We start from the raw sequence: 10153 nt of genomic DNA on the forward strand, positions 1-10153 counted from the left end.
ACCTCGACGCCACGATCAACGAGCACGCGCCCGAAAAATACCGTGGCCTAGACCGCTTTGTGGCCCGCAAGGCCGTGGTGGCCGACCTCGAAGCCGCGGGTCACTTGGTGGAAGTGAAAAAACACAAACTCATGGTGCCTCGCTGTGCCCGCACCGGCCAGGTGATTGAACCCATGCTGACCGACCAATGGTTTGTCGCCATGAACCAAGTGGGCAAAGGCGACGCCACGGGCAAGAGCATCACCCAAAAAGCCATAGATGCGGTGCAGTCGGGCGAAGTCAAATTCGTGCCTGAGAACTGGATCAACACCTACAACCAGTGGATGAACAACATCCAAGACTGGTGCATCAGCCGCCAGCTCTGGTGGGGCCACCAAATTCCGGCTTGGTACGACGAAGACGGCAAGGTGTATGTGGCCCGCAACGAAGCCGAAGCACAAGCCCAAGCCCCCGGCAAAACGCTCAAGCGCGATGAAGACGTGCTCGACACCTGGTATTCGTCTGCCTTGGTTCCTTTCTCTACATTGGGCTGGAGCGCCGACTCCGAGGGCGCGGGCACTGGAGACGGTCTTGCTCCTCTTCGCTCCGCTCAGAATGTCGCTGCGTCCATCCCCAGCACCCGCGCCCTCGGAGCCAGTGCAAGCCAACTCAACGACTACGACTTGTACTTGCCTTCGAGCGTGCTGGTCACGGGCTACGACATCATCTTCTTCTGGGTCGCGCGCATGATCATGATGACCACCCACTTCACCGGGCGCGTCCCCTTCAAACACGTCTACATCCACGGCCTGGTGCTCGATGCGCAAGGCAAAAAAATGAGCAAGTCCGAAGGCAATGTGCTGGACCCGGTGGACTTGATCGACGGCATCTCGCTCGAACCCTTGCTCGACAAACGCACCCAAGGCCTGCGCAAACCCGAAACCGCGCCCAAGGTGCGCAAGCAAACCGAAAAAGAATTCCCCGAAGGCATTCCCGCTTACGGTGCCGATGCGCTGCGCTTCACCTTTGCCGCACTGGCCAGCTTGGGTCGCAGCATCAACTTTGACAGCAAGCGCTGCGAGGGCTACCGCAACTTCTGCAACAAGCTGTGGAACGCCACCCGATTTGTGCTGATGAACTGCGAAGGCCAAGACTGCGGCCTGAAAGAACACACCAAAGCCGAATGCGCCGCTCCCGGCGTGGACGCCGCAGGCAACGCCACGGCGGCAGGCCCATTCCACGGCTACTTGTCGTTCAGCCAAGCCGATCGTTGGATCGTGTCTCAGTTGCAGCGCGTCGAAGCCGAGGTAGCCAAAGGCTTTGCCGAGTACCGACTCGACAACGTGGCCAACACCATCTATGACTTCGTATGGAACGAGTTCTGTGACTGGTACCTCGAAATAGCCAAAGTGCAAATCAACACCGGCAGCGACGCCCAGCAACGCGGCACCCGCCGCACGCTGATTCGGGTGCTGGAAACCATCTTGCGTTTGGCCCACCCCATCATCCCGTTCATCACCGAAGAGCTGTGGCAAAAAGTGGCCCTGGTGGCTGGTCGCCTGCCTGCCGATGCCGCCCAAGCGTCGGTCAGCATCAGCGCCTACCCCGTCAGCCAGCCCGAGCGCATCGACGAAAAAGCCGAAGCCCATGTGACGCGCCTCAAATCCTTGGTCGATGCCTGCCGCAATTTGCGCGGTGAGATGAACGTCTCGCCGGCCACCCGCATGCCCTTGTTCGCACTCGCGAGCTCTGCCGAGGATGTGGCCTTCATGCAGTCTGCTGCGCCCGTGCTGCAAGCACTGGCCAAGCTCAGCGAAGTCAAGGTCTTTGACGATCAAGCAGCCTGGGGAACAGCCGCACTAGACGCCCCAGTGGCCGTGGTGGGTGAGCTGCGCTTGTGCTTGTTCATCGAGATCGATGTGGCCGCAGAGAAGATTCGTTTGGGTAAAGAGGCGGATCGGCTGCAAAACGAAATCACCAAAGCGCACGGCAAACTCAGCAACGAGGCCTTTGTAGCCAAAGCCCCTCCGGCCGTGATCGAGCAAGAGAAAAAACGCGTCGCCGACTTCACCGCCACCTTGGCGAAAGTGCAAGACCAGTTGCTTCGACTCGCCAAGTAAACTTGGCCAAACAACCAAAGCCCACCATGAAAACAGCCTTGACCAAAGCCGTGTTCCCCGTTGCGGGCATGGGCACACGTTTTTTACCCGCCACCAAAGCCAGCCCCAAAGAAATGCTGCCGGTGGTCGACAAGCCTTTGATCCAGTACGCGGTGGAAGAGGCCTACGAGGCGGGCATTCGTGAAATGATTTTTGTCACCGGTCGCAGCAAGCGCGCCATCGAAGACCATTTCGACACTGCCTATGAGTTAGAAACCGAACTTGAAGCCGCTGGCAAGCACGCCCTGCTGGAGATGGTGCGCAGCGTGCAACCCAGTGACATGCAATGCGTCTACGTGCGACAAGCACGTGCCTTGGGCCTGGGCCACGCCGTGTTGTGTGCCGAGCACCTGGTGGGGGATGCGCCATTTGCCGTGTTGCTGGCCGATGACTTGATGCAAGGCCTGGCCGGTGGCCCCGGCGTGTTGAAACAAATGGCCGAGGTGTTTGCGCGCACCCAGTCGTCGGTGCTGGCCGTGCAAGAAGTGCCACTCGAACACGTGCACCGCTACGGCATCGTGGCCGGTCACGACATCGGCCAAGGCTTGGTCGATGTGCAACAGATGGTCGAAAAACCCAAGGCCGAGCTGGCACCCTCGCGTTTGGCCGTGGCAGGGCGCTACATCTTGACCCCGGCTGTGTTTGAACGCATCCGTGCGGGCGGACGCGGGGTACAAGGTGAGATTCAACTCACCGATGGCATTGCGGGTCTGTTGGCCACCGAAAAAGTCTTGGCGTTCTCGTACGCCGGCAAACGCTACGACTGCGGCAGCAAGCAAGGCTTCTTACAAGCGTCGGTCGAGTTGGCGTTGCAGCACCCCGAAGTGGGTGCCGAGTTCTGCGCCTACCTCCAGCAGCTCAACGTCGCTTGAGCACGTGGATGAAGTCGTTTCCCGAGGTCTCTTGGGACACGAGTTCATTGCCCGTCTGCTTGGCAAAGGCCGCGAAGTCGCGCATCGATCCGGGGTCGGTGGACGCGACACGCAGCAACTCCCCGGTTTGCATGGTGGTCAAGGCCTTTTTGGCTTTGAGGATCGGCAAAGGGCAATTCAGGCCACGGGTGTCGAGTTCTTGGTCAATCTGCATCTCAGGTCAATCTAGGTTCAGTTTTTCTCGTTCGGCCCACTCCATGAAGCGGGGCTCAATGCCTTGGCTACGCTGCCAATCGGCCATGGCGTAACCGGTGCCAGCAGGCCAACAAATCACATCTTCGGGGCGGTAAAGCTTGTACTCTACCAACTCTGGCGACAGCGCAATCTCGCCATCCGCCACCGCATGGTAGGCAATGATGACTTGGTTCATGCGCTGAAAGTCATACACCCCAACCAAGCTCAAGGCGTGGGTTTGCAAGTGAGTTTCTTCGGCAATCTCACGGCGAATCCCATCTTCGGGTGATTCACCCGCCTCCATGAATCCGGTGATCAAGGCAAAGCGTCGGCCCGTCCACGCCGCATTGCGCGCCAGCAGAATCTGACCTTGGTATTGCACGATGGCCGCCAACACCGGCGTCGGGTTGTTCCAGTGCGTCCAGTCACAGGCCACGCAACGCAATCGCTCGGTCAGCCCGCCGTCTTCTTCTTTGGCAATCAGGCTCAGGGGCGTGGCACAGCTGGGGCAAAAACGAAACGTGCTCATGCGGGGAACACCCCGGTGGAGAGGTATCGATCACCCCGATCGCAGACGATGAACACAATGGTCGCGTTTTCCACCTGCTGTGAAATTTGCTGCGCCACCCAACACGCGCCTGCCGCTGAGATGCCGGCAAAAATACCTTCCTCGCGCGCCATGCGTCGGCACATCTCTTCGGCATCGTCTTGGCTCACATAGACCAAGTCGTCCACATGGCTGGGGTCGTAAATTTTGGGCAAGTACTCTTGCGGCCATTTGCGAATGCCCGGAATGCGTGAGCCTTCGCTGGGCTGTGCGCCGATGATGCGCACGTTCGGGTTTTGGGTTTTCAAATAACGCGACACGCCGGTGATGGTGCCCGTGGTGCCCATGGCACTCACAAAGTGGGTCACACGGCCTTGGGTGTCTTGCCAAATTTCTGGGCCCGTGGTTTCAAAGTGGATGCGTGGGTTGTCGTCGTTGCCAAACTGGTCGAGCACCCGACCCTTGCCTTCGCGTTGCATGCGCTCTGCCAAGTCGCGGGCGTACTCCATGCCGCCGCTCTTGGGCGTCAAGATCAACTCAGCACCAAACGCTTTCATGGTTTGGGCGCGCTCAATCGACAAGTCCTCCGGCATGATCAACACCATGCGGTAGCCCTTGATGGCCGCCGCCATGGCCAGCGCAATGCCGGTGTTGCCCGAGGTGGCCTCAATCAAGGTGTCTCCCGGCTGAATGTCGCCACGCTCTTGCGCGCGCTGAATCATCGACAAGGCAGGTCGGTCTTTCACAGAACCGGCTGGGTTGTTGCCTTCGAGCTTTCCCAAAATTACATTGCCGCGCAGTGCGTTGTCAGCGGCACCCATACGCTGCAAAGCCACCAGCGGTGTTTTGCCAATCGCGTCTTCAATCGTGGGGTACAAGTTTTTTTCGTTCATAGGCTTGGACTGTGCCATAATATTGGTCGTTCTCTCCAGTGCCCGGGTGGTGAAATTGGTAGACGCAGGGGACTCAAAATCCCCCGCCGCAAGGCGTGCCGGTTCGATTCCGGCCCCGGGCACCACTGGTCAACGTAGCATAGGCTCAACACAGCCCTTTCGCTTTCAGAGAAACTCCCATGAATGACGACGAAGACGATTTCCCCGATTTCGTAGTTGGTAGCGGAACAGAGCACCATGTGTCTGTCTCCGAAGTCACTGGCAACGCCCAAAACCCGAAAAATGTGGTGGTGTCCCACCCCGAAGAAATCGCCGAGCGCAAATCAGGCCTTCAACACGTCAACGACGCCTCCAAAGCCGCCAAGCCCTTGCAGGCCGGGGACGCTGGGGTCAACAACCCCGCCAAACTCGTGGCAGATGGTGCACCAGGCGCCTATCTCCAACACGTAGCCAGCCAAGCCCCTGCAGCCAACGTCCAAGCCGTACCCAGCGGTCCGAGCGCTGCCGACAATGTGCAAAACATCACGACAGATGTGTCGGCAAGCAACCGTCAGGCTGTGCCGACATCAACCCCCTCGGGGTCCAACGTCCAAGCCATTGGCAGCGATGCGATAGTTGACAACCGCCAGGCCGTGCAGCAATCACCAGCAACAGGCCCCAACGTCCAAGCAGTCGCTAGCGCTGCCGCAGCCGACAACCGTCAAGCGCTCAAAACCACACCCGACACTGCGCCCAACCAGCAAAGCATTCCAAGTGATGATGCCTCGGCCAACCGCCAAGGCATTCCCACCGATCAGCCCACAGACAACCGTCAAGCCCTGGGCAACACCAACACGGCATCCAATCATCAACCGGTGTCGACTGCCAGCGGTCGCCCCAACGAGCAAGACATTCCCACCCTCGTCATTGACCCGAACTTGCAATCGGTCACCACCGCTGCACCGATGCCTGACAACCGCCAAGCCATTGGCGGCGGCGATGCAAGCCTCAACCGAAAAACCGCACCCGAGGACGGACCCGGCAACAACCGCCAAGCCATAGCTGCCCAAGCCTTGAACGACCACCGTGAAGCCCTGCCCTCGGGTTCGACTGTTCGTGCCAAGGTCGACTTTCCGACGGGCCATGGCGACTCTGCCAGTTCACCGAACACCGATCAAAACCCAGAACACGACCCAGCAACCGGTCAACCCTCAGGGCCTGCAGCGGGCCAAGCCAAGCCAGGCACGCCCGCTGAACAAGAAAAACTCAAGCACGATGACGCATCGGCCCTGTTTCACCGCCGTCTGGTGGGCATCAAACACGACGTCGATGATCTCAACCACCGCCTCACCGACTTCGAACAAAAGTCGCCTTGACAGCGCCTGAGCGACCAGGGTGTCTCACGTGTCGCAGGTTTTTCAAAATTCACACCACGGCCTCATTACGATAGAGGTTGCCGTTTTGACCCGCATTGCCAGGAGCCCCCTTGAGCCATCTTTTTTCCGAATTCACCTTGACCGCCCCAAGCGGCCCCTTGACCTTGGCCAACCGCGCGGTGGTCGCGCCCATGTGCCAATACTCTGCCCACAACGGCCACGCCACCGACTGGCATTTGATGCATTGGGGCAATTTGCTCAACAGCGGCGCGGGCTTGTTCATCCTTGAAGCGACGGCTGTCACAGCCCGTGGCCGCATCACACCCTACTGCTTGGGTCTGTGGGACGACAGCACTGCGGCCGCTTTGAGCGAGACCTTGGGCCGAGCCCGACGCCTCGCCCCCCACGTGCCCGTGTGCATCCAGCTCTCGCATGCGGGCCGCAAAGCCTCCAGCGCAGCGCCTTGGGATGGCGGCAAGTTGCTCGATGCGGCGCACCAAGGCTGGCAACCCGAGGGCCCTTCGGAGGTGCCCCATTTGGCGGAAGAAACACCCCCCGAGTCGCTCAGTGCGCAAGGTTTGCAAGACATCCAAACCGCTTTTGCACAAGCCGCACAACGCGCCCAAGCGATGGGCATTGAAGCCGTCGAATTGCATGGTGCCCACGGCTATTTGTTGCACCAGTTTTTGTCCCCCTTGTCGAACCACCGCACCGATGCCTATGGCGGCAACTTTGAAGGACGCATCCGTTTTCCGCTCGAAGTCTTCCAAGCGGTTCGCGCTGTCTACCAGGGGAGTTTGGGTATCCGTTTGTCTGCCACCGATTGGGTCGAGGGCGGATGGACGCCCGAAGAAACCGCCGACTTTGCCTTGCGCTTGAAGCTCGCAGGTGCCGACTTTGTGCACATCTCTTCGGGCGGTGTGTCATCGCAACAAAAAATTGCCATTGGCCCTGAATACCAAGTGCCGTTTGCCAAACTGGTCAAACAAAAAAGCGGGCTGCCCACCATGACCGTGGGTCTGATCACCACACCACAACAAGCCGAAGACATCTTGGTGCGGGGCGACGCCGACCTGGTGGCCCTGGCCCGCGCCTTTCTTTACAAACCCCGCTGGGTGTGGGAAGCGGCTGCCGCGCTGGGTGGCACCGTCCAAGCCAGCCAACAATACTGGCGCTGCATGCCGCGTGAAGCCCAAGGCATCTTTGGTGCCGTGCGCATCGGCCAACGTTGAACCTTCATTTCAAAACCACCATGAAACACTTTTTGAACTCAAGCCCACGCCGTTCTATCGCGGCATTGCTGGTCAGCGCCACTGTGGGCGCTTTGGTCTGCCTGCCTGTCCAGGTGTGTGCCGACACCTTCCCCAGCAAGCCCATCACCCTGGTCGTGCCCAACCCCCCCGGGGGCTTGCTGGACACCTCGGCACGCTTGCTCAGCGACCCCCTGGCCCGCGCGATCGGCCAGTCGGTGGTGGTCGACAACAAACCCGGCGGCAGCGGCAACTTGGCTTACTCGCTGGTGGCGCGCAGCCCCAAAGACGGCTACACCGTGTTGGTGTCTTACTCGGGCTACCACATTGCCAACCCGATCCTGATGGACAAGTTGCCCTGGGAGCTCAAAGACCTCACACCCGTGGGCTTGATCACCGTGGCCACCAACGTGATTGCGGTGCACCCCTCGGTGCCCGCCAACAACCTGAAAGACTTCATCGCCTGGGTCAAACAAAACCCTGGCAAGCTCAACTACGCGTCACAAGGCAATGGCTCGGTGTCGCACATTGGCACCGAAATCTTCAAGCAGCAGACGGGGCTTGACATGACCCATGTGCCCTACAAGGGCTCGGGCCAAGCCATCCAAGACGTGCTGGCTGGGCAAGTGCAGGTTTTCATTTCGACACCACCCTCGGTGATGGGCCATGTGCTCAGCGGCAAGCTCAAAGCGCTGGCGGTGACCGGCAAAACCCGTCACCCCCAATTGCCGCAAGTGCCCACAGCGTCTGAGGCGGGTTTGCCCGGCTTTGAGCTGGAGTCTTGGGTGGCTTTGTATGTGGCCTCCGGCACGCCCAAAGAGGTGGTGCAAAAGCTCTCGCAAGAAGTCAAACGCAGCATGGAGCTGCCAGAGACCAAGCAACGCGCCGATGCAGCGGGCGTGGAAGTTCGGTTCCTGTCTCCCGAGAACACCACCAAACTGCTCGAGCGCGACACCGCCAGCTGGGCCAAAGCCATCAAGGCTGGCAACATCAAGTTCGATTAAGCCCCGGTTCTCACACCAAGCCGTCTTGCACCTGCGGGTAACGCAGTTGCAAGCGCAGTTCGCGCTTCATGCGGCGGTTGTCCAAGCGGCGTGACTCGCTCATGAAGCTCAGTTGCATCGCAGGCAATTCAAGTTGCGCCTGCGCCCGGCTGATGCGCGGTGGCTTGGGCAAGCCATACAAGCCAGCGGCCAAGTCAAAGTAGTCACCCATCTTCAGTTGGGCGTCGTCGTTCACGTTGTAGCGCCGCTGTGTTTGGCCGCGCCAGAGGGCCAACTGGCAGGCACGCGCCAAATCGTCGGCATGGATGTGGTTGGTGAATACATCGTCCTGTGCTTCCAGCACCGGGCTGCCACGCAACAGCCGTTCACGTGGCGTACCGCCCTCGCGGTCCGGCGCATAGATGCCAGGAATGCGCAACACACTGGCCCGCACTCCGGCACGCAAGCGTGCGAAATGGCGCACCCGCGCTTCGGCGTCCACGCGGCGCTGGGCCCGTGGGGTGGTGGCGTGGAGGGCACGCGTCTCTGTGACCCAAGCCCCACCGCAATCGCCATACACCCCGCTGGTTGAGCCATAGACCAAGCTGCTGGGTGGCGTACGCAACAGCAAAGCCCGGGTGAGCGCCAAAGTGCGCGGGTCGGTGTGGCCCTGCAAAGGAGGCGGTGCCAAATGCAACACCCGCGTGGCCAAACCGGCCAAGCGCTTCAAGGTGTGGGCTTGGTCCAGATTGCCCATCAAGGGCGTCACGCCCGCAGCACGCAAGGCTGGCACACGCGACGCGCTGGAGGTGAGCGCCAAGATGCGCACATGGCGCTGGGTACGCGCCACACGCAGGCCCACGTCGCCACAGCCCACGATGAGCAGGCGTTCACGGCGAAAGCGCGCAGGCAGCGCGCCAAGAGGGGTTTGGTTGGAAGGCAAAATACGCTTTGTAAAAGTTCAAGGATACCCAAAGATGAGTTTCAACATCACGGTCCAACCCAGTGGCCGCGCCTTCACCGCCAACCCCGACGAAACCTTGTTGGCCGCTGGCCTGCGCCAAGGCATTGGCCTGCCCTATGGCTGCAAAGACGGTGCTTGCGGCTCCTGCAAGTGCAAAAAAATCTCTGGCGAGGTGACGCATGGCACCCACCAAGACAAAGCCCTGAGCGCCGAAGAAGAGGCCAACGGCTTTGTGCTGACCTGCTGCGCCAGCGCGCACAGCGATGTGGTGCTGGAGTCGCGCCAAGTGACCGAAGAGGGTGCCTTCCCCATCAAAAAAATGCCCGTGCGCGTGATCTCGCTGGAAAAGAAGTCGCACGACGTGATGGTGGTGCAACTGCAGCTGCCCGCCAACGACGTGATGAAGTTCCACGCCGGTCAGTACGTGGACTTCTTGTTGCGCGATGGCGACCGCCGCAGTTACTCCATGGCCAATGCGCCCCACACCTTGGTGGCGGGCAGCCCGGCCATTGAGCTGCACATCCGCCACATGCCTGGCGGCAAGTTCACCGACCACGTGTTTGGTGCGATGAAGGAAAAAGAAATCCAACGCATTGAGGGCCCGCAAGGCAGCTTTTACTTGCGCGAAGACTCGGACAAGCCCTTGGTGTTTCTGGCCTCGGGCACCGGCTTTGCGCCCATCAAGGCCATGCTGGAGCACATGCAGCACAAGGCCATCACACGCCCCGTCACGCTGTACTGGGGCGGCAGACGCCCCAGCGATTTGTACCTCAACGACTGGGTGCAAGCGCAACTGGCCTTGATGCCCAACCTGCGCTATGTGCCCGTGATCTCTGACGCTTTGCCTGAAGACGCGTGGCTTGGCAGAACAGGCTTTGTTCACCAAGCGGTGTTGCAAGACACCCCCGATTTGAGCG

10 protein-coding genes and 1 tRNA gene are annotated in these 10153 nt (G+C 60.2%); 7 read left to right on the forward strand and 4 right to left on the reverse strand.

Annotated elements, in window-relative coordinates; genetic code table 11:
- Together ACKWJN_RS02590 and galU are read left to right on the forward strand one after the other, a co-directional pair.
- The coding region (locus ACKWJN_RS02590; RefSeq protein WP_408594246.1) for a valine--tRNA ligase at positions 1–2099 on the forward strand (2099 nt) is incomplete at its 5' end.
- A gap of 26 nt (positions 2100–2125) precedes the next feature.
- Positions 2126–3010: a UTP--glucose-1-phosphate uridylyltransferase GalU gene (galU, locus tag ACKWJN_RS02595; protein WP_408594248.1), complete on the forward strand. Its 885-nt coding sequence runs from the start codon at positions 2126–2128 to the stop codon at positions 3008–3010.
- Here the strand turns inward: galU and ACKWJN_RS02600 are convergent.
- From ACKWJN_RS02600 to cysM, 3 genes are read right to left on the reverse strand one after another with little or no spacing between them, the layout of a single operon-like run.
- Positions 2997–3224 (reverse strand): sulfurtransferase TusA family protein, encoded by a 228-nt coding sequence (locus ACKWJN_RS02600; RefSeq protein ID WP_408594249.1) that lies wholly within the window; start codon positions 3222–3224, stop codon positions 2997–2999. The two genes, galU and ACKWJN_RS02600, sit on opposite strands and share 14 nt — an antisense overlap.
- 6 nt (positions 3225–3230) lie before the next feature.
- Positions 3231–3773, reverse strand: coding sequence for an NUDIX domain-containing protein (locus tag ACKWJN_RS02605; protein WP_408594251.1), 543 nt, complete (start codon positions 3771–3773; stop codon positions 3231–3233).
- The gene (gene cysM / locus ACKWJN_RS02610; protein ID WP_408594252.1) at positions 3770–4684 is read right to left on the reverse strand and encodes a cysteine synthase CysM; all 915 of its coding nucleotides are present in this window, start codon (positions 4682–4684) and stop codon (positions 3770–3772) included. Before cysM ends, ACKWJN_RS02605 begins: the two co-directional genes overlap by 4 nt.
- Positions 4685–4724: 40 nt before the next feature.
- Here cysM and ACKWJN_RS02615 point away from each other — a divergent pair.
- The 4 genes from ACKWJN_RS02615 (at position 4725) to ACKWJN_RS02630 (ending at position 8293) form a co-directional block, all read left to right on the forward strand.
- A tRNA-Leu gene (locus ACKWJN_RS02615) sits at positions 4725–4809 on the forward strand.
- A gap of 54 nt (positions 4810–4863) precedes the next feature.
- Positions 4864–6039 (forward strand): hypothetical protein, encoded by a 1176-nt coding sequence (locus ACKWJN_RS02620; protein WP_408594254.1) that lies wholly within the window; start codon positions 4864–4866, stop codon positions 6037–6039.
- 110 nt (positions 6040–6149) lie between these two features.
- A complete protein-coding gene (locus ACKWJN_RS02625) occupies positions 6150–7271 on the forward strand; it encodes an NADH:flavin oxidoreductase/NADH oxidase (RefSeq protein ID WP_408594256.1) in 1122 nt (373 codons plus the stop codon).
- 20 nt (positions 7272–7291) lie between these two features.
- Positions 7292–8293, forward strand: a complete 1002-nt coding sequence (locus tag ACKWJN_RS02630) for a Bug family tripartite tricarboxylate transporter substrate binding protein (protein WP_408594257.1) — start codon at positions 7292–7294, stop codon at positions 8291–8293.
- A 10-nt stretch (positions 8294–8303) separates the two neighbouring features.
- On the opposite strand, the gene ACKWJN_RS02635 is transcribed toward ACKWJN_RS02630, so the two are convergent.
- Positions 8304–9215: an NAD-dependent epimerase/dehydratase family protein gene (locus tag ACKWJN_RS02635; protein WP_408594258.1), complete on the reverse strand. Its 912-nt coding sequence runs from the start codon at positions 9213–9215 to the stop codon at positions 8304–8306.
- Positions 9216–9249: 34 nt separating this feature from the next.
- On the opposite strand from ACKWJN_RS02635, the gene ACKWJN_RS02640 reads away from it, so the two are divergent.
- Positions 9250–10153, forward strand: a 904-nt coding sequence (locus tag ACKWJN_RS02640) for a CDP-6-deoxy-delta-3,4-glucoseen reductase (RefSeq protein ID WP_408594259.1), incomplete at its 3' end; no start/stop codon positions are given.

The sequence above is a fragment of the Limnohabitans sp. genome, assembly GCF_046052825.1.
GTDB lineage: Bacteria > Pseudomonadota > Gammaproteobacteria > Burkholderiales > Burkholderiaceae_C > Limnohabitans.

Bases quoted from the DNA above. Each gene is read 5' to 3' on its own strand.
- cysM (WP_408594252.1), bottom strand. From the start codon at position 4,684: ATGAACGAAAAAAACTTGTACCCCACGATTGAAGACGCGATTGGCAAA.
- galU (WP_408594248.1), top strand. From the start codon at position 2,126: ATGAAAACAGCCTTGACCAAAGCCGTGTTCCCCGTTGCGGGCATGGGC.
- ACKWJN_RS02620 (WP_408594254.1), top strand. From the start codon at position 4,864: ATGAATGACGACGAAGACGATTTCCCCGATTTCGTAGTTGGTAGCGGA.
- ACKWJN_RS02600 (WP_408594249.1), bottom strand. From the start codon at position 3,224: ATGCAGATTGACCAAGAACTCGACACCCGTGGCCTGAATTGCCCTTTG.
- ACKWJN_RS02630 (WP_408594257.1), top strand. From the start codon at position 7,292: ATGAAACACTTTTTGAACTCAAGCCCACGCCGTTCTATCGCGGCATTG.
- ACKWJN_RS02605 (WP_408594251.1), bottom strand. From the start codon at position 3,773: ATGAGCACGTTTCGTTTTTGCCCCAGCTGTGCCACGCCCCTGAGCCTG.